22 protein-coding genes and 1 pseudogene are annotated in these 26,196 nt (G+C 58.1%); 10 read left to right on the forward strand and 13 right to left on the reverse strand.

Annotated elements, in window-relative coordinates; all coding sequences use genetic code 11:
* Positions 1-97 precede the first annotated feature (97 nt).
* Positions 98-1,129, forward strand: coding sequence for an AraC family transcriptional regulator (locus KHO07_RS16335; protein WP_212624886.1), 1,032 nt, complete (start codon positions 98-100; stop codon positions 1,127-1,129).
* Positions 1,130-1,413: 284 nt separating this feature from the next.
* Complete coding sequence (locus tag KHO07_RS16340; RefSeq protein ID WP_212624887.1) at positions 1,414-2,271, forward strand: TauD/TfdA family dioxygenase; 858 nt, start codon at positions 1,414-1,416, stop codon at positions 2,269-2,271.
* Between the two features lie 329 nt (positions 2,272-2,600).
* Here the strand turns inward: KHO07_RS16340 and KHO07_RS16345 are convergent, their stop codons facing one another.
* From KHO07_RS16345 to KHO07_RS16365, 5 genes are all read right to left on the reverse strand, one after another.
* Positions 2,601-4,349: an acyl-CoA dehydrogenase gene (locus KHO07_RS16345; RefSeq protein ID WP_212624888.1), complete on the reverse strand. Its 1,749-nt coding sequence runs from the start codon at positions 4,347-4,349 to the stop codon at positions 2,601-2,603.
* 42 nt (positions 4,350-4,391) lie between these two features.
* Positions 4,392-5,633 carry a thiolase family protein gene (locus tag KHO07_RS16350; protein WP_212624889.1) on the reverse strand — a complete coding sequence of 414 codons (1,242 nt, stop codon included), beginning with the start codon at positions 5,631-5,633 and terminating at the stop codon, positions 4,392-4,394.
* Positions 5,630-7,513, reverse strand: coding sequence for a feruloyl-CoA synthase (locus KHO07_RS16355; RefSeq protein WP_212624890.1), 1,884 nt, complete (start codon positions 7,511-7,513; stop codon positions 5,630-5,632). The genes KHO07_RS16350 and KHO07_RS16355 overlap by 4 nt, the downstream gene beginning before the upstream one ends.
* Before the next feature lie 159 nt (positions 7,514-7,672).
* Positions 7,673-9,121 (reverse strand): aldehyde dehydrogenase, encoded by a 1,449-nt coding sequence (locus KHO07_RS16360; protein ID WP_212624891.1) that lies wholly within the window; start codon positions 9,119-9,121, stop codon positions 7,673-7,675.
* A 108-nt stretch (positions 9,122-9,229) separates the two neighbouring features.
* Positions 9,230-10,060: a p-hydroxycinnamoyl CoA hydratase/lyase gene (locus KHO07_RS16365; protein ID WP_034149803.1), complete on the reverse strand. Its 831-nt coding sequence runs from the start codon at positions 10,058-10,060 to the stop codon at positions 9,230-9,232.
* A 208-nt stretch (positions 10,061-10,268) separates the two neighbouring features.
* On the opposite strand from KHO07_RS16365, the gene KHO07_RS16370 reads away from it, so the two are divergent.
* Positions 10,269-10,757, forward strand: a complete 489-nt coding sequence (locus KHO07_RS16370; RefSeq protein WP_150732551.1) for a MarR family transcriptional regulator — start codon at positions 10,269-10,271, stop codon at positions 10,755-10,757.
* Between the two features lie 48 nt (positions 10,758-10,805).
* Here KHO07_RS16370 and KHO07_RS16375 read toward each other — a convergent pair whose 3' ends face one another.
* The gene (locus KHO07_RS16375; protein ID WP_212624892.1) at positions 10,806-12,128 is read right to left on the reverse strand and encodes an OprD family porin; all 1,323 of its coding nucleotides are present in this window, start codon (positions 12,126-12,128) and stop codon (positions 10,806-10,808) included.
* Positions 12,129-12,460: 332 nt separating this feature from the next.
* On the opposite strand from KHO07_RS16375, the gene mhpT reads away from it, so the two are divergent.
* Positions 12,461-13,678: a 3-(3-hydroxy-phenyl)propionate transporter MhpT gene (gene mhpT, locus KHO07_RS16380; RefSeq protein ID WP_212624893.1), complete on the forward strand. Its 1,218-nt coding sequence runs from the start codon at positions 12,461-12,463 to the stop codon at positions 13,676-13,678.
* 191 nt (positions 13,679-13,869) lie between these two features.
* A pseudogene (locus KHO07_RS16385) lies at positions 13,870-14,210 on the forward strand (IS5/IS1182 family transposase); the annotation flags it as partial.
* 144 nt (positions 14,211-14,354) lie between these two features.
* Here the strand turns inward: KHO07_RS16385 and KHO07_RS16390 are convergent.
* A complete protein-coding gene (locus KHO07_RS16390) occupies positions 14,355-15,872 on the reverse strand; it encodes a PLP-dependent aminotransferase family protein (protein ID WP_244858224.1) in 1,518 nt (505 codons plus the stop codon).
* A 99-nt stretch (positions 15,873-15,971) separates the two neighbouring features.
* Here KHO07_RS16390 and KHO07_RS16395 point away from each other — a divergent pair, with 99 nt between their 5' ends.
* The 3 genes from KHO07_RS16395 (at position 15,972) to KHO07_RS16405 (ending at position 18,909) form a co-directional block, all read left to right on the forward strand.
* Positions 15,972-16,589, forward strand: a complete 618-nt coding sequence (locus KHO07_RS16395) for a nitroreductase family protein (RefSeq protein WP_212624894.1) — start codon at positions 15,972-15,974, stop codon at positions 16,587-16,589.
* A 34-nt stretch (positions 16,590-16,623) separates the two neighbouring features.
* The gene (locus KHO07_RS16400) at positions 16,624-17,169 is read left to right on the forward strand and encodes a carboxymuconolactone decarboxylase family protein (protein ID WP_166619341.1); all 546 of its coding nucleotides are present in this window, start codon (positions 16,624-16,626) and stop codon (positions 17,167-17,169) included.
* Between the two features lie 309 nt (positions 17,170-17,478).
* Positions 17,479-18,909 carry an IS1182-like element ISPmo1 family transposase gene (locus tag KHO07_RS16405; protein ID WP_003291638.1) on the forward strand — a complete coding sequence of 477 codons (1,431 nt, stop codon included), beginning with the start codon at positions 17,479-17,481 and terminating at the stop codon, positions 18,907-18,909.
* Positions 18,910-19,262: 353 nt separating this feature from the next.
* Here KHO07_RS16405 and KHO07_RS16410 read toward each other — a convergent pair whose 3' ends face one another.
* From KHO07_RS16410 to pstS, 6 genes are all read right to left on the reverse strand, one after another.
* Positions 19,263-19,838: a hypothetical protein gene (locus KHO07_RS16410; protein WP_212627647.1), complete on the reverse strand. Its 576-nt coding sequence runs from the start codon at positions 19,836-19,838 to the stop codon at positions 19,263-19,265.
* A gap of 77 nt (positions 19,839-19,915) precedes the next feature.
* Positions 19,916-20,614, reverse strand: coding sequence for a hypothetical protein (locus KHO07_RS16415; protein WP_150732543.1), 699 nt, complete (start codon positions 20,612-20,614; stop codon positions 19,916-19,918).
* A gap of 93 nt (positions 20,615-20,707) precedes the next feature.
* Positions 20,708-21,469: a phosphate ABC transporter ATP-binding protein PstB gene (gene pstB, locus KHO07_RS16420; RefSeq protein WP_218232072.1), complete on the reverse strand. Its 762-nt coding sequence runs from the start codon at positions 21,467-21,469 to the stop codon at positions 20,708-20,710.
* A 74-nt stretch (positions 21,470-21,543) separates the two neighbouring features.
* The gene (gene pstA / locus KHO07_RS16425) at positions 21,544-22,437 is read right to left on the reverse strand and encodes a phosphate ABC transporter permease PstA (RefSeq protein WP_150732542.1); all 894 of its coding nucleotides are present in this window, start codon (positions 22,435-22,437) and stop codon (positions 21,544-21,546) included.
* On the reverse strand, positions 22,437-23,402 hold the full coding sequence (gene pstC / locus KHO07_RS16430; RefSeq protein WP_150732541.1) for a phosphate ABC transporter permease subunit PstC: 966 nt from the start codon (positions 23,400-23,402) through the stop codon (positions 22,437-22,439). Before pstC ends, pstA begins: the two co-directional genes overlap by 1 nt.
* Positions 23,403-23,475: 73 nt before the next feature.
* Positions 23,476-24,507: a phosphate ABC transporter substrate-binding protein PstS gene (gene pstS / locus KHO07_RS16435; protein ID WP_150732540.1), complete on the reverse strand. Its 1,032-nt coding sequence runs from the start codon at positions 24,505-24,507 to the stop codon at positions 23,476-23,478.
* A gap of 180 nt (positions 24,508-24,687) precedes the next feature.
* Here pstS and KHO07_RS16440 point away from each other — a divergent pair, with 180 nt between their 5' ends.
* Entirely contained in the window at positions 24,688-25,506 is an 819-nt protein-coding gene (locus tag KHO07_RS16440) for a carbon-nitrogen hydrolase family protein (RefSeq protein ID WP_244858225.1), read from the forward strand.
* A gap of 274 nt (positions 25,507-25,780) precedes the next feature.
* Complete coding sequence (locus KHO07_RS16445; RefSeq protein ID WP_212624895.1) at positions 25,781-26,026, forward strand: hypothetical protein; 246 nt, start codon at positions 25,781-25,783, stop codon at positions 26,024-26,026.
* Positions 26,027-26,196 lie beyond the last annotated feature (170 nt).

Genomic DNA, 26,196 nt, shown 5'->3' on the forward strand with positions numbered 1-26,196 from the left:
TGCCTCCACTATTTTCAGTGACCTGAAGGTAGCTCTGGCGGGGCGTCCTGCACTAAGCTTCGCAGGACACATTCTTGTGAAATTGGGACAGCCCAGCATGTACACCCTGACCCGCAGTGCCAGCCTGACCCACTATGAGCAAGTGGCCCGCTCCGTAGGGCTGGACCCGTTTCGCATGCTGCGCTTGGCCAAGCTGCCGGCCAGTACCCTGGCCGATCCGAACATCATGATCAGCAGCGATTCGGTCGGCTGGCTGCTGGAAGAGTCGGCGCGCCTGTCTGGCCATGAGGCGTTCGGGCTGTTGCTGGCGCAATCGAGGCAACTGTCTAACTTCGGGATGCTGGCGCTGCTCATTCGCGAAGAGCCGACCCTGCGCGCAGCCTTGCTGTCCTGCGCGCGTTACGCCCGGTTGCATAACGCCGGCGTGGAGTTGCGGCTTGAAGATGTCGGGGACCTGGTCCTGTTGCATATGAGTGTGAACATGCAGGGTCATCACGGCGTCTGGCGCCAGGCGATCGAACAGGCGACGGGGATTATCGTGCGTACCTTGAACAATCTCAGCGGCCAGACTTTCCGGCCAGTCAGGGTCAGCTTTACCCACGAGCGACCCGCCAGCCTGGAAGTCCATCACCGCGTGCTGGGCACGGCGATCGAGTTTTCCCAGGAGTTCAATGCCATCGTTTGCCGCGCCCGCGATCTCGACGCGGCCATTCCCGCGGCAGACCCGACGCTGCATCGCGAAGTGAAGCGATCCCTGGACCTGCTGTTGGCCAACCTGCGCGACGAGCCGGCGCAGCAGGTGCGCCAGGTGGTCAAGATGTTGTTGCCGGGCGGGCTGTGTTCCGTCGATGGCGTTGCCCAGCACCTCGGCGTGCATCGACGCACGCTGAACCGGCACCTCGCGGAGGAAGGGCAAAGCGTCACCACCATCATCAATGCCGTGCGTGCCGAACTCGCCGAAGAGTACCTGGCCAACAGCAAGCGCCGGTTATATGAGGTCGCCGAGCTGCTTGGTTTTTCCTCTGCCGGTGACTTTTCCCGCTGGTTCCGTGGCCAGTTTGGCCAGACGCCATCGAGTTGGGTCACAGCCTATCGGGAGAGCCAGGTGGCACCCGGGTCACTCACCTGAGCAAGAGGAGTGAGCGGTCCTAAGGGAGCGCGCCGAGTGGACTGTCGCTGTCCCAATACACTAATAAAATGTCCTGAAATGCACAGGATTTCCCGTGCTTTCCCACTAGGATGAGCGCGCGGCCCCGCTATCGGATCCTCCCGCAGCCACCCGCGGATTCACCTGTCCCACCCCGCCGCAGCCAAAAAATTGGATCAACAATAACAAGCGCCGCCGTCACTCAAGGCATGGCTTTCACCTGTCACGCCCACGGCCCGGCCATAGACCAAGTAAATGGAGACGCAATGCGAGTCGAACAACTGACCTGCGCGATCGGCGCGGAACTGCTCGATGTGAACCTGGGCGACGCAGTGCGCGATGACGACCTGTTCAACGAAATTTACGCCGCACTGCTCAAACACAAGGTGCTGTTCCTGCGTGACCAGGATCTGGACAAACTTTCCCGTCGCGATCACGAGGCTTTTTCCCTGCGCATGGGGCAGCTCGAAACCCACCCGATGCTGCCCAGCCACCCGGAAGCGCCTGGCCTGGTGCAAATCTACAAAACCCCGGAGCACCCGGCGGACCGCTATGAAAATGCCTGGCACTGTGATGCCACCTGGCGTGAATCGCCGCCGATGGGTGCGGTGCTGCGTTGCATCGAATGCCCCCCGGTCGGTGGCGACACCATGTGGGCCAACATGGTGCTGGCCTATGACAAGCTGCCAGCGGACGTGAAACAGGAAATTGGCAACCTGATCGCCAGCCATAGCTTCAACGCCTCCTTCGCCGCCGCCATGCCCAGGGAAAAGCGCCTGACGATGAAGGCGCAGTACCCGGATTCTGAACATCCGGTCGTGCGCACCCACCCGGAAACCGGCGAGAAGGTGCTGTTCGTCAATGCCTACGCCACACACTTCGTCAATTACCACCGCGATGGCCGTGTCCGTTTCGGCCAGGATTACAACCAGGCCGGCGCCGACCTGCTGAAGTACCTCATCAGCCAGGCCTACAATCCTGAGTATCAGGTGCGCTGGCGTTGGAAGAAAAACAGCGTGGCGATTTGGGATAACCGCTGCACCCAACACTATGCCGTGATGGACTATCCGCCTTGCCATCGCAAGATGGAGCGCGCGGCTATTATCGGTGACACACCCTACTGATCAGTCAACCGGTTGAAACCCCAGAGACGCTGCTGGGCGTCTCCTTTGGGTCGAATTCTGCCGGTCACGACAGGCATAAATCGGCCAATAGTGGACATTCACGCAATTGCCTTCCCTGCTTCATAGCGCAAGTGCCCTGCACTGGATAACGTGCTTCGGACCAAGGTGGCGGTCAGCATTCATGTGCGGGAGAGCGGGACAACTCGCCCTAAGCGTTAGCTTGATCCAACAGCGTCTTAGCTTTTGTTTCGAATGCTTGAATATGCGCTTCGGTTGATGTCATGCGGGGGTAGATGCAACTCACCCTCGCTCCTGGCGTTAACTTGAACTCACCTCAGAAACGGCAGGGGTGCCTTGGCCGCACGGATGGCAGCGATCCGGTAATCCGCTTCCGGCAGCAAGTAGGCAAAGAAAAAGCCGGCTGTTTCCAGTTTACTGGCGCGCAGTGGATCGCTGTCGGGTAACAGCCGAGAGACACGCGCCGCTCGAGACCAGGAATAAGCCAAGAGGGCCACGCCACACAAACGCAGAAAATCGCCAGCAACCCGATATGGGTATTCGCCCTCCTCGACGGCCAGGTCACGTATCTCTAATTGCAAACACTCGAGTTTATTGCAAAGCAGCACCAGCTCAGCGCAAAAGCTGGCGGTTTCGCAGGTCTGCCCAGCTTCTTCGCGCATAACCGCCAACAATTGGCCGAAGGCGCGGCCTTCATCGCCCAGCACTTTGCGTAGTAGAAGATCATTGGCCTGAATTTCGTTACTACCCTCATAAATCATTGCGATGCGGCTGTCGCGCAGGGTCTGCTCAATGGCAAATTCAGTGACGTAACCGTAGCCACCGAATACCTGCAAGGCGTTGCTGGAAAGACGAAAACCCTGTTCGGTGAAAAAAGCCTTGATCACCGGCGTCAAGAGCTCCGCCAGTTGCAAGGCACCCTGCCGCGTGGCCAGGTCCGGCGCATGTTCGGCCTGATCGAGCAAATGTGCCGCCCAATAACCGACGGCTCGCATGCCCTCCGCGTAGGCCTGTAACTCCAGCAAAACGCGACGCATGGCCGGATGATAGTGAATGGGGTCGACAGCTTCGGCCGCAACGCCGACAGGGCGATTGGGCGCACGCATTTGTTTGCGCTCCAGTCCATACGCATAAGCGTTCTGCCACGCAGACTCGGCATGTCCCAGGCCCTGCAGGGCGACATGCAATCGCGCCGAGTTCATCATCACGAACATCGCGGCCAAACCACGATTCGCCTCGCCAATCAGCCAACCCTGAGCGCCGTCGAAGACCAGCGAACAGGTGGCACTGCCTTTGATGCCCATCTTGTGTTCGATACCATCGCAGCGCACCGCATTGGCGTGAGCGTCATCCAGGCGTTTGGGTACCAGAAACAGCGAAACACCACGACTACCGGTGGGCGCCCCTGGCAATCGGGCCAGCACCAGATGCAGGATGTCCTCGGTCAAGTCATGTTCGCCTCCGGAAATGAATAGCTTGCTGCCGCTCAGCCGATAACTGCCGTCGCCCTGCGGTTCAGCGCGGCAGCGCAGCAGGCCGACGTCGCTGCCAGCCTGGGGTTCGGTCAGGCACATGGTAGGCAGCGCCTCACCACTGACGATCTGAGGCAGATAACGGTCCTTGATCGACTGCGGTGCGTGGGTCTTGAGGCACAGGTAAGCGCCATGGGCGATCCCCGTGTACATGGCCCAACCGTGGTTGCTGGCGTATAGCATTTCCTGCAATGCGGCATCGAGCAGTTGCGGCAGCCCCTGGCCACCGAAGGCTTCATCACAGGCCAATGCCGGCCAGCCACCTTCGGCGAAAGCTCGATAAGCCTGTACAAAACCATCCGGAGTACTGACCCGTCCATTGTCGAAGCGGCAACCCTGGCGATCGCCGCTGCTATTGAGCGGCGCCAATACATCCGAGCTGAAACGTCCGGCCTCTCCCAGCACCTGGAGCGCCAGCGGCAAGTCCAGAGCCTCAAATGCAGACATTTGACGCCATGCCCGGGGAGCCTGCAGCCAATGTTCAAGGATAAATTGCATGTCGCGCAACGGCGCCTGGTAGTGCCACATGGCAAACCTCGTACTGTCAAAAGGGAAGAACACCGCAACGGTTCAGCCGCTAAATCCCGGGTTTTCAATCAGCACGGCCATGCCCTGCCCGCCGCCGACACAGGCAGCGGCGACCCCGTAACGCAGATGTTGCTCGCGCAACTGCCGCGCCAAGGTCATTACCAACCGCAGGCCGGTGGCGGCCAATGGATGCCCGAGCGCGATCGAACCACCTCTGAGGTTAAGTCGATGGCTATCCATCTCCAGCATCTGAGCCACCGCCAGTACCTGCGCGCCTTGAGCCTCGTTGACTTCAAAAAGAGCGATATCTTCCTGGGCCAGCCCACTGCGCTGCAGCAACAACTGAATCGCCGGCACCGGACCGATCCCCATGAACTCTGGCGCCACACCGACCACCGCAGTCGCCAGTAGGTGCGCCAATACCGGACGCATACTCACTGAAGCTCGGCCAACCAGTGCGGCCGCTGCGCCGTCCACCACCGCACAGCTGTTGCCGGCGGTTTGCACACCACCGGCGTGAATCGCCTGCAGCTTGGCCAGCGCGTGGGAATCGGTGGGCCGAGGATGGCTGTCCAGGGTGACCCCGTCACATCGACGCGGCAGCGCAATACCCCGGGGCTGATAGCCTTCCAGTTCAAACAACTCATTACGCACCGGGACGACTTCATCGCTGAACCAGCCGCAGCTCTGTGCGTCCAGCGCTCTTTGGTGACTGTTGAGGGCATAGGTATCCACCGCCTCGCGATTCAGGCCGTGACGCCTGGCGAGATTTTCTGCTGTGGCGATCATGTCCAGTCCAGGAGCCGGGTCGTACAGCGCCTCCCAAAGAAAATCCTTGAAATCCACCGGTGCCCCGAGGCGAAACCCGCCCCGATGGGTGTAGGCGGCAATCGGGTTGCGCGACATGGATTCAGCGCCCACGCACAAAGCCAGATCCGCGCCACCGTTAAGTTGCTCGCCGGCCTGGCGCAACAGCTCGAAACCGGTCGCGCAAATGCGCTGCACCGCCAGTGCCGGTACCTGTTGCGGCACGCCGCTGTAAAGACCGATATGGCGTGGCAGCATGTAAGCGTCAAAGCTGGCCTGGGCCATGGAGCCGGCCAGCACAGTGTCAACTGCCCGCGAATCAAGCCCGGCACGGGCCAACACTTCACGACCAACCTTTATGCCCAGATCGATGGGAGAGACCTGGGCCAGCGCGCCACCGATATCAACCCAAGGCGTTCGTACGGCTTCAAGAATCGCCACATCCCTGAATGACGAATATTGCCCCGCGCAACTCAAGACCGTGGACCGGCGCGCAGGATCGTGAGGTCGTCACCGCGATACATCGCCTCGACTTTGGCCGCACGCCATTGCAAGACCGCGCGCTGGTTGATCGAGCCCTTGTCGGTGATTTCACCGCGATCAATGGACGCGGCTTCGTCGAGCAGCGCGATCCACTCCAGACGGCTGGCATTGCCGCTGGCTTCGCGATTGAGCCGCTGCAACCAGCCGGCGAACCACTCGCGCACCGGCGCACTGGCAAGCACTTCGGCATCGCTGGCACTGGCTGCGAGCCCCGCCAGCCGTCGGCACTCGTACAATCGCGGGAATACCAACCCCCCCAGGCACTCTCGATCCGGCGCGGTCACTACCAAGTCCTGGACATAGGGCGAGCCCTCCAGTACTGCACGATTGCGCAGCGGGCCGACACTGACGAACACCCCGGAAGACAGTTTGAAGTCTTCGGCGATGCGCCCATCAAACATCAGCCCCAGTTGCGGATCACGCGGGTCAGCAAGCTTGAGTGCATCACCGGAACAGTAAAAGCCCTGCTCGTCGAACACCTCGGCGGTCTGCTGCGGAGACCGCCAGTAGCCAGGCATGATGTGCGGCCCACGAAAGCGCCCTTCCAGCTTGCCATCCTTCGGCACCAACCGGACCTCACAACCCGGCGCCGGCAAGCCTATATAACCGGCCATGGACAATGGCCCGGTGGTAAAGGTGCAGGATGGCGCGGCCTCAGTCATGCCGAGCCCGGCCATCATCAGAATACGTTCACCGCAGTGTTGTTCGGCGACCCGGTCAAGGCGATCCCAGACGCTTTGCGATAACCCGGCAGCGGCGAAGAAAAACAGGCTGATGCGCTTGAAAAAACACTCCCGTAGCTCCGCGTCCTGTTCCAGGGCCGAGACCAGTTCTTCCCAGCCCTTGGGCACGGTCAAGTAGGCGGTGGGGGACACTTCCTTGAGGTTGCGCAGGGTTTGTGCAAATCCCTGCGCAGTGGGTTTTCCATCATCCAAATAAAAACTGCCGCCGTTGTAGAGCACAATGCCCAGGTTGTGGCTGCCGCCGAAAGTGTGGTTCCACGGCAGCCAGTCCACCAGCACCGGAGGCTCTTCGCCAAACACCGGAAAAGTCTGCAGCAACATCTGCTGATTGGCGCAGAGCATGCGTTGAGTGGTGATCACTGCCTTGGGCAACTTGGTCGAGCCGGAAGTGAAAAGAAACTTGGCGATGCTGTCAGGGCCGGTGGCGGCAAAAGCAGCTTCAGCCTCAGCGCCGCCCGTTTGCTCAAGCAGGCTGGCAAAGCTCGCCTGGCTACGTCCCGCGACCTGGCCACGCACGGTAATCAGTGGCGTATCGGCCGGTAACACGGCGTCGATGGCGCGCTGGTACGCTGAGGCGTCACTGACGAAAACCAGGCCTGGTTGCAGCAGGTCGCAAACGTGGCGCAGCTTGGAGAAATCCTGGGAGAGCAGCGAATAGGCCGGCGACACCGGGCAGTAAGGAATGCCCGCATACATGGCGCCGAAAGCGACTTGCAAATGCTCGATGTCATTGCCCGAGAGAAGCGCCAGGGGCTTGTCTGCCGACAGACCGTAGCTCAGCAAGCTTTGAGCGATAGCCCGAACACTGTCGAGCATTTCGGCGTAACTCACCCGGCGCCAGTCACCGCCGTCCTGGCGGGCGGCAATAAAGGTCTGCTCGGGACGCACTTGGGCCCAATGCACCAGACGGTCGAGCAGCCGTTTGGGCATCTCGGCCAACGGTTCCAGGGAGCGCATGTGCAATACGCCCTGCTGCTCGGTGACCTCAATTGCCGTGCAACCGATGGACACGTGGCGATAGCGCGGTGCGCTGGCCGGGGCATGGGATTGCAAACTGAATTCGGAACTCAAGTGCTTGTTCTCCGTCGAGGCACGCTAAACCCAAGCCACACACAGATGACTCACAGATAGCGTGGCAGCCATTGGCTGCAGCCTTGTTATTGTTATTTCGGCCTTGCACGCGGGCGACTCGCTTTCAGGGAAGTCGATGCCCGACGTGGCGAAGCGTGTTCAGATCGGGTAGTGCCGCGGCCCATTCTGCAAGGTGACCCAACGCAATTGAGTGAAATGCTCAATGGATGCCTTGCCACCAAAACTACCGTAACCGCTGGACTTGACCCCGCCGAAAGGCATTTGCGCCTCGTCATGCACGGTCGGGCCATTGATATGGCAGATGCCTGACTCGACCCGTTGGGCCAAAGCCAGGGCACGCCCGGTATCGCGACTGAAAATCGCCGCAGACAAACCGAACTCAGAGTCGTTGGCCAGGTGCAACAACGCTTCATCCCCCTCACCGCGCAGCAACACGGCGACCGGACCGAAGGATTCCTCGCGGTACAGGCGCATGCTCTCGTTGACGCCGTCAAGCAGGGTCGGCTGTAAAATGCTGCCGTCCAGTTGCCCGCCAACCACCAGTCGCGCGCCCTTGGCCAAGGCGTCGTCGATCAATCCCTTAATGCGCATACCGGCGCTGGCGTCCACTAGCGAACCGAGCACCGAACCGGCGTCCGCAGGGTCCCCTGCGCGCAGCGTTGCAACCTTGGCCGACAACTTCGCGACAAAGGCGTCGGCAACCTTGGCATCGACGATCAGACGCTCGGTGGACATGCAAATCTGCCCCTGATTGAAGTAGGCGCCAAAGGCGGCCGCTTCTACCGCAGCATCCAAGTCGGCATCATCGAGAACTAGCAACGGCGCCTTGCCGCCCAGTTCCAGCAATGCTGGTTTGAGGTGGCGCGCAGAGAGTTCGCCGACAATGCGCCCGACATGTGTCGAGCCAGTGAAATTGACCCGGCGCACCGCAGGGTTGGCGATCAACCGCTCGACAATCGCCGCGGCATCCGCCGGAGCGTTGCTGATGACATTGACGACTCCATCGCCCAAACCGGCGTCTTGCAATACCTGACCGATCAAGCGGTGCACCGCAGGACTAATCTCGGAGGCCTTGAGCACGACGGTGTTGCCGCAGGCTAATGGCATGGCGATAGCTCGGGTGGCGAGAATCACCGGTGCGTTCCATGGAGCGATGCCCAACACTACGCCGCAGGGTTGGCGCAGGGCCATGGCGAAACTGCCAGGCACATCCGAGGGGATGACTTCGCCATTGATCTGAGTGGTCATCGACGCTGCTTCACGCAGCATATTGGCTGCCAGCTGCACGTTGAAACCGTACCAGTTGGCCATGGCCCCGGTCTCGCCGGCAGCCTCAATGAACTCAGCGCTGCGCGCTCGCAATTGCTCCGCCGCTTTGAGCAAACGGGTCCGACGTTCATTGGGCGCCAGTGCAGCCCAAGCGGGAAACGCCTTCTGAGCAGCGGCCACAGCAGCGTCGGCATCTTCCAGGGTGGCGGCGGCAACCCGCGAAACCAACTCGCCAGTCACCGGGTTTCGGCGTTCGAAGGTTCGACCGTCGCGAGCGGAGCACGACTGGCCGCCTATCAGCAGGGGCACGTCCAGCATGGTGATTCCTCTTTATTGTCTTTATCGGGAATGCATAAAACGATGTAACCGCAGCACCAGGGCGCAACCGCCAGTAGCGGGATGCGCCCGGTTACTGGCCGCAGCACTTCAGCGTTTGTAAGCTTGCAGGCCAGGTTTGATGCTTTTGTCGTCGAGGAATTGTTTCATGCCCTGCTCACGGCCGCCTTCGGTGTCAAGCAGGCGTGACTGATCGAGCTTGGCGTACAGGTAATCCTCGTTCTGCTCCCACGTCAGTTCGCGGCAACGTTTGAAACCGTGCTTGGCCGCACGCAGCACCACCGGGTTTTTCTCCAGCAGGTTACGCGCCAGCGCCACTGTGACTTCACGCAGTTGCGCCAGGGGTACGCTTTCATTGACCAGGCCCATCTCGGCGGCTTTCTGCCCACCAAAGGTCTTGCCGGTCATGATGTAGTACAGCGACTGGCGATGGCCCACGGTGTCGGCCATGGCTTTGCTGACCAGGTTGCCCGGCGGGATACCCCAGTTGATTTCCGACAGGCCGAAGGTCGCTTCGTCGGCGCAGATCGCCAGGTCGCAGGCCACCAACGGACTGAAGCCGCCACCGAAGCACCAGCCGTTAACCATGGCAATGGTCGGCTTGGCGTACATGCGCAGCAGTTTCCATTGCCATTGCGACGCTTCGCGGCGAATTTTTTCCTGGAGGATCTCCGGGCCGGCGTCCACTTCGCGGAAGTACTCCTTGAGATCCATCCCAGCCGTCCAGGCTTCGCCCGCACCGGTCAGCACCAGTACGCCGGCGTCCGGATCCTGCTCCAGGGTTTCCAGAACATCGATCATCTCGCGGTTCAGGGTCGGGCTCATGGCGTTGCGTTTTTCCGGGCGGTTGAGGATGACCCACGCGATGCCTTCGTCGATTTCCACTTTGACCGTTGTCCAGCGACCTTCGTAATTGCTCATGACGATGCTCTCTTGTTCTTGGTTTGAAGATGACTAAAAATTAAACCGGCAAATTAGTTATGTCAATTAACTATTAATAAAATTAACCTGTTTTCCATTGCACCGAGCCCCACTGTCCTTACACAGTGATATTGGCCATAGCAATCACCGATCAACGCCGGCAAAATAGATAGCCTTGTTAACCCAAAACCCTCAGGACTCTCCCGCAATGGCCAAGCCCTCCCCCCTCGCCGAGTCGATCGAGGCAGCGTCGACCAACGAAGAGATTCAGGCACCACTGGATTCGGCGCTGAACGACCTGATCGGCTACGCCATGCGCCGCGCACAACTCAAGCTGTTCCAGAACCTGATTGTCCGCCTCTCGGCTCACGATCTGCGTCCCGCTCAATTCTCGGCCCTGGCGATCATCAATCAGAACCCCGGCCTGATGCAGGCGGATCTGGCCCGGGCACTGACCATCGAGCCGCCCCAGGTGGTGCCGCTGCTCAATAAACTGGAAAGCCGGGCGCTGGCGGTGCGCGTTCGCTGCAAGCCGGACAAGCGCTCCTATGGAATCTTCCTCAGCAAGACCGGCGAGACCCTGCTCAAGGAACTGAACCAGATCGCCGCGCAAAGCGACCTGGACGCGACCGCGGCCCTGGACAACCAGGAACGCGAAGAGCTGCTGCGCCTGCTGAAGAAGATCTATCAGGAGTGACGCACGCCCCGGAGGGACGTACGGTGAGACGTCTGCAGGCCCCCGGGGTTACCAGATCGGCAAGGTGTAGGTGACCAGGAACCGTGTCTGGTTTTCATCTCGGAATGCAGCGCCAGTCGGGAAATCATTGCGGTAGATTGCCTTGCGCGCCACCAGTGCGACGTTTTTCAGCGGACCGCTCTGCACCACGTAACCCAGTTCCATCTGGAACTCGCGCTCTTTGCGGTCCTCGACGTTGAAGGCTGCCAGCTCGATATTGTCACCACGCAGATACCGCAACCGGCCCCTGAGCCCGGGCACTCCGGACGCCACAAAGTCGTAGTCATAGATGGCCTGCCACGTGCGCTCCTTGGCATTGAGAAAGTCCGAAGCCATGGTCAGCTCACTCATCCCCATCAACTCAGTTCCGGAGATGTAAGGCGTCGCCGAGTCGCCACTGGAATGCATATAACCGATGCCCAGCTTGTGTCCGCCGTAACGGTAGCTGAACAGCCCCGAGACGTTGCGATTATCCACCTCACCGCCCTTGGCGCTGCCATCCTCGCGACTGAAAAAACTGCGCAGATCGCTGGTCAATACTCCCCCGCCCAGCGGCAGGTCATGCAGCAGCGCAAACGTATCCTGCTGGTACAAGTCGGTCACCTCGGCATGGTAGGCACGCAGGCTCAACGTTTTGTTGACTTGATAATCGCCCCCTACATACGCCATGTGCGAGGTCGTGGCAGTCGCGTTGAAGCGCCGGTTGGGCGAAGCGAGGGTCATCGACTCATAGTTGGTGGAATTGCGCTTGTCGATGCGATCGATGTACCCGGTATTCAACGTCAGGCCATCGAAGTCCCTGGAGCTGAGAGTGGTACCGCGAAAGGTTTGTGGCAGTAATCGCGAGGGGCTGGCAAAAGCAAACGGCAGGAAGATCGAGACGTCCCCGGACTTCACCGTGGTCTGGGCAAACCGCAGCTTGGCGGTCGGGGCCAGGCGCGAGTACTCATCCGCCGCCCGATTGTCGCTGGCCGACACCGGCAGCAATTCGGTGCCGCTGCGATCCGGCGCGGAGTCGAGCTTGACCCCCAGCAGCCCGCGAACGTCCAGCCCAAAACCCAGCGGCCCTTCGGTAAACCCGGACTCCATGTTCATGATGAAACCCTGGGCCCACTCCTGCGCGGCGGTCTTGGCCCCATCGTCCTTGTATTGCCGGTCCAGGTAGTAATTACGCAGGGTCAGGGTCCCGTGGCTGTCTTCGATAAAGCCTGCGGCGCGAAGCTGCGTAGGGAGAACGCTCAAGCCGAGCAGCGCCAGGACCAACCCTCGGTTGATATCGGGCACACAGGTGGCTGACGCCGTCGCAACGTCGTGCGTGGGGAGATTTGGCATGTTCGATTTCCATTTTTTATTGTTGTTTGTGCCGCCGGCAGAGCCCAGTGCAGCCGGCTTCGCGAACAGAGAATGGAAACAGCCAATGAACCCTGTCAATTGCAAATGACCGATAATCGAACATTAATATTCTTATCTATTTTTAAACTGGCCGCCTTATGTAGATCTTAATATTTGATTTATATGGCTTATTTGTTGTTTTTTGCGATTTTCATTGGGCAGTTCATTTTATAGTTATCTTTGTTATCTTATTCGCCAGCAGCCATCTTCCACATACCCGGTGCAATGGGATGGCTCGACTCCACAACAAAAACAACAATGAGGTTCCACCCATGGACAGCCCATCGCGTCGTTCGACGCTGACAATCGCTTTGTGCTTTATCGTTGCGCTGATCGAGGGATTCGATCTGCAGGCCGCCGGCACCGCTGCCGCCGGGTTGCGCCAGAGTTTTGCCCTGGACCCGAAGATGATGGGCTGGGTGTTCAGCGCCGGGATCATCGGCCTGCTGCCCGGGGCGTTTTTTGGCGGCTGGGTCGCCGATCGCATCGGCCGCAAGAAAATCCTCGTCAGTGCCGTGCTGCTGTTCGGCCTGTTTTCCCTGTGCACGGCCTACGTTGAGAGCTACTCAAGCCTGTTGCTGGTGCGCTTCATGACCGGCCTGGGCCTGGGCGCCGCCCTGCCCAACCTGATTGCCTTGTGCGCCGAGGCCGTGAGTGAACGCAACCGCGGCACCGCCATCAGTGTCATGTATTGCGGCGTGCCCCTGGGCGGTGCGCTCGCGGCGGTGGTGGCGATGTTTTCCAGCGAGCACTGGCAAATCACCTTCATCATCGGCGGCCTGGTGCCCTTGCTGGTGGTACCCCTGATGGCCCTGCTGCTGCCCGAATCCAGCGCCTTCCGCCAACAACATTCAGCCACTGGCAGCCAGCGGCCATCCAGTGCCAAGGCGCTGTTCGGCGAAGGCCGCACACGCAACACACTGGCCTTGTGGCTGAGCTATTTCTTCACCTTGACCGTGATGTACATGCTGCTCAACTGGCTGCCTTCGTTGCTGCTGGAACAGGGCTTCAGCAAACCCCAGGCGGGTCTGGTGCAGATGCTGTTCAACATCGGCGGCGCCCTCGGCTCGCTGCTCGGCGGCCTGCTCCTGGACCGTTGCAACGGCGTCAAGGTCGTGCTGTTCGTCTATGCCGGGTTGCTGACGGCGCTGGCCGGGGTCGGCCTGGCCGTGGGCATCGTGCCGATGGCGATCGCCGGGTTTGCCGCCGGGTTGTTCGTCATGGCTGCGCAACTGGTGCTCTACGCCCTGGCGCCACCGTCCTACCCCACCGCAGTGCGCGCCACCGGCGTCGGCGCGGCCGTAGCGATCGGCCGCTTGGGCTCGGTGGCAGGCCCCTTGGCCGCAGGGCAAATCCTTGCAGCCGGTGCGGGTACCACTGGCGTGCTGCTGGCGACGTCACCAGGGCTGGTGATCGCCGCCCTGTCGATCCTCACTGTGATCGCCCGCTCCAGTTCGACCGCCGAAGTGCAACTGAAGACCGCCAACTAAAGCGGGCTTATCTCCACCTAAAAGAGGCAGGTAAGCAGCAAGAGGTGTAAATCCCCCAGCGACGGTCGCAACTAAACCGTCGCTTTCCGGCCCAGATTGCTTAAAGACACATTCGTGAACCATTGCGATGATTGCTGAGGAATTCATCGCAAGGATCGCCCACGAAGCGCTTTATCCAAGGCGAACATCGAGGGCAAGGCATCCGCGGGGTCTACCGTCAATTTGTGCTGCTGTGCCAGCAACTGGGATTCTCTCGGAAGCGCTCGCTGCCATCGATGGCGGCAAGTTCAAAGCGCTCAACAATCGGGATCGGAATTTCACCAGTGCCAAGCTTCGACGGCGATTGGAGGAAATTGAATCCGGTTTCAATCGCTATCTGACCGCACTTGATACCGCGGACCGTCAGGAGCCTTTCATTGCCCAGGCCAAAGCCGAACGTCTCCATGACAAGATCGCGGCCTTGAAACCCAAAGTGCAGAAGCTCAAGGAAGTCGAGGTACAGCTAAACGAAACGCCGGAAAAACAGATCTCGTCATCCACGCGTCAAACCCTCAAGTCGTACCATGATCTTTTTCAACCCAAAGCGGACACTAGTGAACGCCTGCTGTTGGCCGAATTCAGCCTGTCGTGAGGGGCAGAAATCGGCCAAAAGCGGTCATTAACTCAGTCGCAATGTTCATCTCGAACCCGAGGCAATCCATGAGGGCAACTCAGTCACTCCCTTTGCTTTCTTTGAGAAAGCCTCGTAGTCATGTGACACCCCCAACCCAGGCTCGCAATATCGCTCGATGATTTCGAATAATCGATGGCATGCTGTCGCGAGGTAAGGTTCAGGCGCTGTAGCGACCCCGAGCAACAGACCAGGGGAGCCCCCGGACGGAGTCGCGAACCACGCTGATAAAGGCGAAGGGGCAAGGCCAAAGGTCATCGCGTCCCGAACAATTTGCACGTCGGGTGCTCCTTCGGGGAGTTTGAGAAGTACTGCCAAGCCTGCCTTGACCCACTGCGCATCGCGCATTCGTAACTGCTCGCATAGCGCGTCACGCTGGGCGCAATACAGACGCTTGAGCCGACGAACACGGCGAATGTAGTGTCCATCACGAATAAATTGCGCCGTGGCCAGTTGAATGACGGGGGAAGGTGCAGGGGCAAGCGTCGCAGCCACCTCGGAGAACGCATTCACCAGGTCAGTTGGCGCTACTACAAATCCAAGGCGTAGCCCCGGACTTATCGTCTTGCTGAAAGAACCGATGTGGATAACCCGGTTGCTCTTGTCTAAAGACGCCAGGGCCGGGGCTGCCCTGCCCTCCAGTTGCAGCTCGCTGAGGTAGTCGTCTTCGATGATCCAGGCGTCGTTGGAGACTGCCCATTCGAGCAGTTGAAGCCGCCGCCTCAATGACAGCGTCGAGCCCAGAGGAGCTTGTTGACCAGGCGTCAAGACGGCTAATGCGGCGTCTGCAGCTTTCTCAATGGCGTAATCTACGTTAAGGCCTTCGGCGTCTACCGGAATCGGAACGAGATTCAAACGAGCGAGTTCCAACCCCTTTCGGGTAAGAAAGAATCCGGGGTCTTCCATCCAGACCTTCTTACCGTCCAAACCCAATACTCGCAGTGCAAGCCCTAAGCCGGCGCTGTATCCCGACGTGATGAACACTTGCTCAGGAGTGCAATGGAGGTTTCTGGAGATGGAGAGATAGCCTGCAATCTCTCGGCGCATCTCAACTTCCCCTCGAGGATCGGGATAGATCAGTGACGAATAAGATCCGGCCTTTAACAGATTGGACGAGCGCGCACGAGCGAAAAGCTTTTCTAAGCCTTCAAACGCTGGGATTCCGAGCTGGAAAATAGCCGGTCCAGTATTCATTCGCTGATAGGCGCTCATAAAGGCGCCAGGCTCGGGTGGTTCCAGTTGAATCGCCGCGGCACGGGGGCGTGGCGCCACCCGTGTGCCCTTTGCTCCGAATGTTTCGATCATTTGGGCGTCGGCTAATCGTTCATACGCGGTTTGAACGGTCCCACGCGCCACACCAAGGTGCGCGGCGAGATCCTGCCACGAAGGCAATCGAGTCCCTGGCGTGAGCAAGCCGGACTCTATTGCCCTGCTGATACTCATACGAATTTGCTCCGTCAGCGACAGCTTTGCTGCTCGGTCGAGCTGAATTTTCAGGTCTGAATTCATAATCTTGGTACACACAAAACCTGGGGTTCTTGGTTCTTTTATTCGTACCATTGACGGTACAACATTTAAAGACCAAGACGGAGCATTTATCCCCCAACCCTCATAGGAACCATCATGACCAACGCCGTCATTGAATGTATCGTGAGTCGCAGCGCCGCAAAATACTACGACCCTGCCGCCACTTTGAGCGACGACCAAATCCGCGAGTTGGTGCGAATCGGGACCACCGCACCAACGTCCTTCCATATCCAGAACTGGCGTTTCATCGCAGTGCGCACACCTGAAGCAAAAGCCCGGTTGAGCCCGATCGCGTGGAGTCAGCCACCGATCACAGAAGCTGCCGTCACCTTCATCATCTGTGGCCAACTGGCCGATTCCAGCGTCATTCCGGATCGCCTTGCACCACTGGTTGCAGCGGGCGTGATGCCTGCAGCCATGGTGTCGGACTGGGAACTCCCTGCACGGGATTTGTATTTAGAGCATCCACAGCGCCAGCGCGACGAGGCAGTACGCACAGCCACCTTCGGTGCGTCGGCGATCATCTATGCCGCGCGCTCACTGGGCCTGGGTTCGACGCCGATGATCGGTTTCGATACCGAAGGAGTGGCCAGTGAGTTCGGATTGGCAGCAAACGAAGTGCCGGTCCTGCTGTTGTCCATTGGTGCGGAGCGTCCGGGCAACTGGGCGCAGAAACCCCGCCGTCCGCTGACTGAGGTTTTGGATCTCGTTTAATGATTGATCAACCCAGTAACTGATGGAGATTGCTATGCCTAGAAGTGCAGTTTTAAAGCAGGAACAAGTCCCCGCTGCTTCGGTGCCGACGCTCGATGCTTTCACCAAGAACATCGGGTTCACCCCCAATATGATGGCAACCTTCGCTCAGAGCCCGATAGCTTTCAACGCATGGGCCATTCTGCTCGGTTCATTGAGCAAGGCGCTTGACGTGAAGACGCGTGACAGCATCGGCCTCGCAGTCTCCGAAGCGAATGGCTGCAACTACTGCCTGACGGTTCACAGCTTTACGGCCGAGCATATGGCCAAACTACCAGCAGATGAAATCATTCTCGCACGGAAGGGCCACGCCACCGACCCCAAGCGCAACGCTGCCCTTCAGTTCGTGCACAAAGTCATCGAGACCCGCGGCAAGGTCAGTGATGCCGATCTAAAAGCCGTCCGCGACGCAGGCTACACCGATGCGAATGTCATGGAGATTGTGGCGTTGGTGGCTATGTTCTCCCTGACGAATTTTTTCAATAACGTGTTCGATCCCGAGAAGGACTTTCCTGTCGTTGCGCCTGCTGGCTCGATCTAAGTTCAATCCGCTCGCTTCGACGATTCCAGGAGTACATCTGATTCGAGCGTGACGCCAAAGCCTGGATGCACCCAGGGAAAGTGTTGGGAAAGCGTCCAGGCTTCTCTTGTGCACACACCAGTCAAGAGGGATCCAAGGCATCTATCGTGTCCGCTCGTGCCACCCCCTTCTGATGCGTTAGGCACAAGTTCAACCTAAACGTCTTCTGCTTTCGAAAAAATCGGCAGTCCGCTTTGGGTCCAGAGTGTGTAAAAACATCCCGGTAAACCCTTGCTATGATTTCCGAGAATCTCATCGCAAGGGACGCCCATGAAACGGTTTATCCAGGGTGAACATCGAGGTCAAAGCACCTTACTTCCCGAAAGCCTCGACGACTACGTCAGCGATACCAATCCGGTTCGGGTGGTTGACGTTTTCGTCGATGAACTCGATTTGGCCAATCTAGGTTTTGATGGCGTCATTCCAGCCGAAACCGGCAGACCTGCCTACCACCCGGCGATCCTGCTGAAGATCTACATCTACGGTTACCTAAACCGAATTCAATCGAGCCGACGTCTGGAGCGAGAAGCCCAGCGCAACGTCGAACTCATGTGGCTAACCGGGCGTTTGATGCCCGATTTCAAGACCATCGCCAACTTCCGAAAAGACAACAGCAAGGCCATTCGCGGCGTCTGCCGCCAGTTCGTTTTGCTCTGCCAGCAGTTGGGGTTGTTTGACGAAAACCTGGTTGCCATCGACGGCAGCAAATTCAAGGCAGTGAACAACCGTGACCGCAATTTCACCAGCGCCAAACTGAAGCGGCGCATGGAAGAAATCGAGGCGAGCATCGGCCGTTATTTGGCTGCGCTCGATGCGGCTGATCGACAGATTCCTAGCGCCTCCGCGCCAGACATTGCCAGCCTGGAAGATAAAATCGCCAAGCTCAAATCGCAGATGAAAGAGCTCCAAGGGATCGAAACTCAGCTCAACGATTCCCCTGACAAACAGGTTTCGCTGACCGACCCGGATGCCCGTTCGATGATGACGCGCGGCAGCGGTATCGTCGGCTACAACGTGCAGACGGCGGTCGATACGCAGCACCATTTGATTGTTGCTCATGAGGTCACCAACAGAGGTTCTGACCGCGACCAACTCAGCTCGATGGCCAAGCAAGCTAGGGAAGCCATTGGCGCAGAAACATTGTCGGTAGTCGCCGACCGAGGCTACTTCAAGGGTGAAGAAATCCTCGCCTGTCACGATGCAAACATCACCGCTTATGTGCCAAAGCCGATGACTTCAAGCGCCAAGGCTGATGGCCGGTTCAACAAAGATGCCTTCGTTTATGACGCGACGAAAAACGAATATACATGCCCGGCTGGAGAGGCACTGATTTGGCGATTCTCCAGCGTTGAGAAAGGCATGAATATGCACTGTTACTGGAGTTCAAAGTGCCAGAGTTGCGCGCTGAAAACCCAGTGCACGCCAAGCACAAATCGTCGAGTAAGGCGCTGGGAACATGAAGCGGTGCTGGAGGAAATGCAACGCCGGCTGAACCAAGCACCGGAGATGATGCGGGTTCGAAAACGGACTGTTGAGCATCCCTTCGGGACGCTCAAACAATGGATGGGAGCAACGCACTTCCTGACTCGAAAACTGAATGGGGTGAGCGCAGAAATGAGCTTGAATGTGCTCGCCTACAACTTGAAGCGGGTGATGAAAATCATCGGCACCGAAGGCTTGTTGAAGGCGATGGCGGCGTAAAAGCCCAGCTTTTACTGCCCCAAGAGGTGCCAAAGCGCTTCATACGCGCTCTGAAGCGTTACCGGCGCTGATCGCGGTAAATAATCGGGAAATTGCCATGCTCAGGAGCAATGGGCTGAAGCACGCACGATAAGAAAGGGTTTTTACACACTCTGGGCCGGTTGCAGCCCTTCATGTCAGGTAGCAATCGGTTGATTGCTGCGCCTCACCACAGTCAGAAATCGGCCAAGATCTGCCGGTGGAGACCGCAACAATCGGCCGAAAGCAGTCGTTCGCAAGCGACCGCCCGCCCGCCCTCTACAAGCTTCGACCCAATTGTGAAGAGCGAAGGTCACTGTCATGACGGGTCGCTGTCACCTGCCCATCCACAGAGGTACCGTCGCTGCCGTCCCGTGTTCGCGCTCTGGCGCCTTGTATCTGAATGGTTGCTGCCTAGCCAGCTGAGCCTGGACGTCAGCGACGGCATTCAAGACTTTCTGCGCCCAGTTCTCGTCATCCGGACGCACTACCACGACGCGGAAACCGTGATCACAGCCTTCAATATGCACGCCCTCTGAATCATCCACGTGCAAGTCGATATCGAATGCCGGGGGAAACTTCGAAGGGGAGTTTGAAAGCCCGTGCGCCGTCAGGGCATGGTTATGCCGGACACTGTTGACCACACCGTCAACGTGGATACCGTAGAGTAATAGCCAGCGCCGGATGTAAGACGGTGTCCGCCCGGACGACGTGTAGACCCAGATGCTGCATCCCTGACGGCGCAACTCTCGGGTCAGTGAGCGTGTTCCTGTACGCAAAGGCTCGCCCAGCCAACGATGAACACAGGCTGGCAGCCTGCTGTGCTCGACTGCGCAGTGATGGAGCTGACAGGCCAGCGTGTCATCGATATCAAACGAAATACGTATGCGCTGACGCCTTAATGCGTGCATCGCAAGAGAGCCCTTGATGGATTGCCACACTCGACCGCTGGAAACCCGGCACTTGTCGAGCATTGAATGCCTGCTCATCAATGGCCCCCCTGATAGGCGGACACCGGAGTGTCGCTCACAAAGAATTCCATGGGGTCAGGGGCTTTTTCTTCCAGGAAGGCTGCGTATTTTTTCTTGATCTTCGGCAATTCGTACAAGGCCTTGACGCCATGTTTGGCGGAGTTGCGTATGACAGATGACGGGTTGAAGTAACCCTCGGCGTTGTCCAGCGTCAGCACGAATGGAGGCAGCCCTGCACGCATGAGCAAGTAACTGACGATGAGCGATCCCGTGCGGTGATTGCCTTCGATGAACAATTGCGGCTTGCTGAGTATTCGTACATAGACACCGGCCGCACGCTTCCAGACGGATTCGCTGCGATACGCGCAGTACCAGTTGTACAAATCCTTTATCCCACCTTCAACGTTGTTGAAAAAGTGTTCCTCGGTCGCAGTAAGGTGCTGTGCGTATTCCAGCCGGCGTGCCGGGTCGCGGCCACAGAGAACGGTGGCATTGATCTCCAGCATTAGATTCAGTTGCTGGAGATCGAACAGGTCGACGCCCCGTGCGACGTAGTCGTCAATCAGGGCATAGCCATCAAGCACATTACGCAGCACTTCGTCAGTCAAGGGATCACGCGGCTCGGTAAAGTGCCTGCTGAGCTCGGCGAAGCGACCTTGCACGTCACGCAGTGCACGTTCAATCGCTGGCAAGTCAAGACGACGCTTTGCGGACATTGGTAACCCTGAGAGATGGCTGAGAGGAAAATCGACCGGATGCACGCAACTGTCGTTTGACAGTTGCGTCGGCCTTGACCGGATGACTGCGGGTCAGCTGAATTTGCCGCTGATGTAATCGCTCGTCATTTGTTCGCGTGGATTGTCGAATATCTGCGCGGTGGGACCCATTTCAACCAGATAGCCGGTACGCGTCCCCTGCGAAATATCCACCGAGAAAAATGCCGTCGTGTCAGCGACACGGATCGCCTGCTGCATGTTGTGAGTGACCAGCGCGATGGTGTAATCCTTCTTCAACTCGACCATCAATTCTTCAACACGGCGGGTGGCAATCGGATCGAGTGCCGAGCACGGCTCATCCAGCAACAGAACTTCCGGCTCGGTCGCGATGGCGCGGGCAATACAAAGGCGTTGCTGCTGGCCACCGGAAAGGGACAGGCCGCTGACTTTGAGTTTGTCCTTGACCTCATCCCACAGCGCCGCGCCCTGCAGGGCGTGCTTAACGCGGTCGCCCAGATCGCCCTGGTAGCGATTGAGGCGCAGACCAAAGGCGACGTTATCGAAAATGCTCATCGAGAACGGGTTGGGTTGTTGAAACACCATCCCGATATAGCGGCGCACGACCACTGGATCCACGCCCTTTCCATAGACGTCTTGCCCAAGGAAATGCACATGGCCCTCGAAGCGAAAGCCTTTTACCAGATCATTCATCCGGTTGAGGCTGCGCAACACCGTACTCTTGCCGCAGCCAGACGGACCGATGAATCCAGTGATTTTGTTTTTTTCGATCGGCACATGGCTGTCACGCACGGCCATGAAGTTGCCGTAGAAAATCTTGTCCAGCTTGCAGTCCATGACCACAGGGGCCTGGGCCTCGAACGGGGCGACTTTTTGCGCAGATAATACGTTCACACTGTTTGCTCCCATTCTTAAAACTTTGGCTTGCCGAAAATTCGGCTGACGATATTCACGATCAGCACGATCATCACCAATACCAGTGAGGCCGCCCAAGCGAGCTCAAGCTGATTGTCGAACGGCATGCCGGAGAAGTTGTAAATCAGTACGGCCAGCGATGCAGTCGGATTCATGACCGCCAGACTGCCGTCGTGGTAGATCCAGTAATTGCTGAACAGCGCGGTAAATAACAACGGCGCGGTTTCGCCGGCTGCGCGTGCAACCGCGAGCATCACACCGGTCAGGATCGCCGGCAGGCCGGTAGGCAAGACGATCTTCCAGATCACCTGCGAGCGGGTGCAGCCCATACCGTAGGCGGCATCCTTCATGATCTTGGGTACCATGCGCATCGACTCTTCAGCCGTGAGCACGACGATAGGCAGCATCAGTACTGCCAATGCCACGCCGCCCGCCGGTGCCGAGTATGTACCGGTGGTCATCACCACCAGGGCGTAGGCGAAAACACCGGCCAAAATCGATGGCAGCCCCGTGAGCATCTTGGCGGCAAAGCGTGCAGCGTTGGCCAGCTTGCTGTCCGGTCCCAGTTCTGCCAGAAAGATGGCCGCCATGATGCCGACCGGCACCGCGATCGCCGCCGCGATACCGACCATGACGAAGGTGCCCGCCATCGCGTTGCCGAAGCCACCGCCCGTCTCGAAACCGGTCGGCGGTAGCTCGGTGAACACTTCCAGGCTGAGGCGAGCACCGCCACGTGTGATCAACATATAGAGCACGGAAATCAGCGGCACGCTGGCCACCAGAGCGCCCGCCCAGACCAGCGTGGTCAACACCAGGCTACGCAGCGCACGGCCTTCAAACTTGCGTTGCAGGCTTGGAAAAGCGGCTGCAGAGGACGTGATGTCAGTCATCATTTAGTACCACGCTGGGCATAGACCATGATCATGGAACCGATGACGTTCACCAGTAGCGTGATAAACATCAGTACCAGTGCGGCGTACATCAATACTTCGACCTCGTTCGGCCCGGCTTCGGGGAAGTTCAGCGCCAACAAGGCCGCCAGCGTATTGGCCGGGGCAAACAGAGAAAGCGAGATATTGTTCGCGTTGCCCACCAGCATGGCCAGTGCCATGGTTTCACCCAGCGCGCGGCCAAGGCCGAGCACCAGGGAACCGAAAATGCCGGTCGCAGCGGATGGCACCATCACCTTGAGAATCGCTTCCCAATGGGTGGTCCCCATGCCGTAGGCCGCCTGTTTGGTTTTCATCGGAACAGCCGTGAGGGCATCCTGCGAAACGGCAGCAATGGTCGGCAGAATCATGATGGCCAGTACCAGCGCGGCAGGTAACAGTCCCGGTCCGCTCAAGGTCGTACCGAAAAAAGGTATCCAGCCAAGTTCGCTGTTAAGCCAATCCGTGAGGGGCCGAATGGCCGGGATCACCACATAGATGCCCCACAGACCATAAACGACGCTGGGAATGGCCGCGAGCAATTCGACGATGGTGCGAAAAATGGCCGCCAGTTGCGCGGGCAGGAAATCCTGGGTCAGGAAGATCGCCATGCTGACGCCGAAAACGCCAGCTATCAATAAAGCGATGAAAGCGCTGTAGAGGGTTCCCCAAATGGCCGGCAGAATGCCGTACTTGCCCTGGTTCACGTCCCAAACTGTTCCAAAAAGAACGTCGAGTCCGTGTTTCTCCATGCCTGGCAGCGCCTTGCGTCCTACCTCGAACACCAAGGCAAAGACCAGCGCCAGAATAAGAACCACACCAATGCGCGCGAGCGCGCGGAAGGTTCGGTCAACCAGAAAATCCTTGGTAGACGGTGGACGGCAAGCAGAATCCGGGTTAACCGGTACGACAAATGGCTGGATCATGGGCTATTCCGGAGCGTAGGGGAAAGCTCCTCGGCGAGGCTATAAGCTCACGCCGAGAGAGACCTCGCGAGCGTCACTGGATGTTGGCGGAAGCTTTGCGAACCTGATCGACAACCGATGGCGGCAGAGGGATGTAACCCATCGAATCGGCAATTTTCTGACCTTCAGTCAGGCTGTACTCGACCATTTCACGCATGGCTTTGGCCTTGGCCGGGTTCTCGTTTTGCTTGCGGAAGATCATCCAGGTGTAGGAAGTGATCGGGTAGGACTTGGCACCGTCCGGATCAGGCAACCAGGCCACCAGGCTTTCAGGCATCTTCACTGCCGCCAGGGCCTCTGCACCGCTTTCCGCGTTCGGCACAACGTAATTGCCGGCCTTGTTCTGCAACTGGGCGAAGTCAACCTTGGCCAGTTTGGCGAAGCCGTATTCGATGTAGCCAATCGAGCCCGGGGTCTGGCGCACGGTGGCCGTCACACCATCGTTCTTGGGCGATTTGATGAATTTGTCGCTGGCCGGCCAGTTGACGGTGTTGCCTTCACCCAGCTCTTTCTGGAACGCCGGGTTGATCGCCGCCAGGTGCTTGGTGAATACGGCGGTGGTACCGCTGGAGTCAGCACGTACGACCACGGTGATCGGTGTGTCGGTCAGTTTCAGATCCGGGTTGGCGGCGACGATCTGTGGATCGTTCCAGCGCGTGATCTTGCCCAGAAAGATGTTGGAGTAAACGTCGCGTGGCAGCTTCAGGCCCTTGGGGTTGCCCGGCAGGTTGTAGGCCAGCACGATTTCACCCGCTGTCATCGGCAGCAACTGCGCGCCCTCGGCAACCTTGGCAATGTCTTCATCCTTCATTGCCGAGTCACTGGCCGCGAAATCAACGGTTTTGTTCAAGAAGTCCTGGACACCCGCACCGCTGCCCTTGGATTGGTAATCCACGGTCACGCCAGCGGTTTTCTTGCTGAAATCTTTGAACCAGGTGAGGTAAATCGGGGCCGGAAAACTGGCGCCGGAACCTGTCAGGCGAACGCTTTCCGCAGCGAATGACACCGAGCTGGCACAAAGAGAAACCGTGATGGCGAGCGCAGCAGACTTCATGAAACTTTTCATCGGAAAAAATCCTTGTGATTACGGGCTCCCGAACTCTGCAACATATTTGTTACGCTTTTATGAAAGCCGATTGGCGCAAGGCCACATGGCCATCGTCCATTCGTAACAAGTTACGACTGACACTGGGTGGCTAATCAGTACGACACAGGCCTTGGGTGACTTTTCAAATGGCCGACGTTCGTGCAGCATGCATTGGCTTTGAAGCAAGGGCTGAGCACCGCTCAGACGCTCTCGAAGCTAACCCAACACATGGATGCGAGACGGGAAATGAAGCTAGTCGCTGCGCAGATCCTCCCTGTAGCCGGGGAAGTCGAAAAAAACATCACCAGACACATCGATGTCATCCACTTGGCTGCAAGCCAGGGCGCCCAACTCGTGCTCTTTCCCGAGCTTTCCCTCACCGGTTACGAACCGAAGCTGGCTGAGGCCTTGGCGGTGCATCCGTGTGATAGCCGTTTTGATGAGTTCCAGAAATTAAGCGACCAATACGGGATGCTCATTGCTGTGGGTGTGCCAACGAAGGGAACTCAAGGCACGGAGATCAGCATGATTACCTTCCAGCCCGGGCTGGAGCGCACTCGCTATTCAAAACAGCACCTGCACGCCGACGAGTTACCTTTTTTCACCGCAGGCACCCAACAGCTTGTGCTGAGTCAGGCAAATTTTGTCCTGGCACCTGCCATTTGCTATGAGTCATTGCAACCCATCCATGCCGAACAAGCCGCAGCGTCAGGCGCTCAGGTTTACCTGGCAAGCGTGGCCAAATCTGAGAGAGGGATTACGTCGGCTTACAGTCATTATCCGATGATTGCGAAACAGCATTCCATGACTGTGATAATGGCGAACTGTATCGGTGCCGCCGACGATTTTGTAGCCGCTGGTTGTTCTGCCATCTGGAACAGTGACGGTGAACTCGTTTGCAGCGCCGACGCCTTTCAAGAGGCATTAGTTGCGTACGACATACAGACTGGAGAAGCGAGCATTTTCAGCCTGGTTTGAAACCTGTTCATGCTCACCTGAACTGAATGTGCCGTGGCAACTCCACGGTATGCGCGTTTCAGGTCTGTTTTGTACAACAACGCCATTTGAAAAATAAAAATGAAAGCAGTGTTTGTCGTTACGCTCTTGGTTTTATGGACAATTCAAACGCCACGCGCCTTCGCGGATAATGTTAATGGTAAAAATCTTTGAACGGCTGATGGACCCGCTCGCCTAATGATCAGCTTGTGAAAACTCGCACAGGCAATGTACCAATACCGGCACACTCCGAGAGGTGATCAACGTGGCTAAAGACGAGAAGAAAAAAAGTGAAGCTTCGAGCGCCAGCAAGGACCTGAAAAGCAAAAAGTCTTCACCGGCAAAGAAATCAGCGGCGGCCTCGGCTCTTTCAAAATATTCCGACAAGAAAGACAAGAAAAAAGACGCCGAACCGAAGAAATCTGCAAAAAAAGCTGATAGCAAGCCAGATAAGGCCAAGAAATCAGACAAGGCAGATAAACCGGCAAAAAAGAAAAAGTGACATCTGCTATCCGCTAGGGCTTTACGCCCTAGCTTCCTCAAGCCATGCTGGCTTCGCTGATGAGACCCTGACAAATCATCACATCCAGATCAGCAACACTCGGAAATCGCGCACCGGCGGCCGCCTCACTCCGATGAGGTAAAAGCCCTGCACTGTTCAGTATTCCGCCA

Source organism: Pseudomonas sp. PP3 (assembly GCF_905336995.1).
Classification (GTDB): domain Bacteria; phylum Pseudomonadota; class Gammaproteobacteria; order Pseudomonadales; family Pseudomonadaceae; genus Aquipseudomonas; species Aquipseudomonas reinekei.

Bases quoted from the DNA above. Each gene is read 5' to 3' on its own strand.
- KHO07_RS16335 (WP_212624886.1), top strand. From the start codon at position 98: ATGTACACCCTGACCCGCAGTGCCAGCCTGACCCACTATGAGCAAGTG.
- KHO07_RS16340 (WP_212624887.1), top strand. From the start codon at position 1,414: ATGCGAGTCGAACAACTGACCTGCGCGATCGGCGCGGAACTGCTCGAT.
- KHO07_RS16345 (WP_212624888.1), bottom strand. From the start codon at position 4,349: ATGTGGCACTACCAGGCGCCGTTGCGCGACATGCAATTTATCCTTGAA.
- KHO07_RS16360 (WP_212624891.1), bottom strand. From the start codon at position 9,121: ATGCTGGACGTGCCCCTGCTGATAGGCGGCCAGTCGTGCTCCGCTCGC.
- KHO07_RS16365 (WP_034149803.1), bottom strand. From the start codon at position 10,060: ATGAGCAATTACGAAGGTCGCTGGACAACGGTCAAAGTGGAAATCGAC.
- KHO07_RS16370 (WP_150732551.1), top strand. From the start codon at position 10,269: ATGGCCAAGCCCTCCCCCCTCGCCGAGTCGATCGAGGCAGCGTCGACC.
- KHO07_RS16375 (WP_212624892.1), bottom strand. From the start codon at position 12,128: ATGCCAAATCTCCCCACGCACGACGTTGCGACGGCGTCAGCCACCTGT.
- mhpT (WP_212624893.1), top strand. From the start codon at position 12,461: ATGGACAGCCCATCGCGTCGTTCGACGCTGACAATCGCTTTGTGCTTT.
- KHO07_RS16395 (WP_212624894.1), top strand. From the start codon at position 15,972: ATGACCAACGCCGTCATTGAATGTATCGTGAGTCGCAGCGCCGCAAAA.
- KHO07_RS16400 (WP_166619341.1), top strand. From the start codon at position 16,624: ATGCCTAGAAGTGCAGTTTTAAAGCAGGAACAAGTCCCCGCTGCTTCG.
- KHO07_RS16405 (WP_003291638.1), top strand. From the start codon at position 17,479: ATGAAACGGTTTATCCAGGGTGAACATCGAGGTCAAAGCACCTTACTT.
- KHO07_RS16410 (WP_212627647.1), bottom strand. From the start codon at position 19,838: ATGCACGCATTAAGGCGTCAGCGCATACGTATTTCGTTTGATATCGAT.
- KHO07_RS16415 (WP_150732543.1), bottom strand. From the start codon at position 20,614: ATGTCCGCAAAGCGTCGTCTTGACTTGCCAGCGATTGAACGTGCACTG.
- pstB (WP_218232072.1), bottom strand. From the start codon at position 21,469: ATGGACTGCAAGCTGGACAAGATTTTCTACGGCAACTTCATGGCCGTG.
- pstA (WP_150732542.1), bottom strand. From the start codon at position 22,437: ATGACTGACATCACGTCCTCTGCAGCCGCTTTTCCAAGCCTGCAACGC.
- pstC (WP_150732541.1), bottom strand. From the start codon at position 23,402: ATGATCCAGCCATTTGTCGTACCGGTTAACCCGGATTCTGCTTGCCGT.
- pstS (WP_150732540.1), bottom strand. From the start codon at position 24,507: ATGAAAAGTTTCATGAAGTCTGCTGCGCTCGCCATCACGGTTTCTCTT.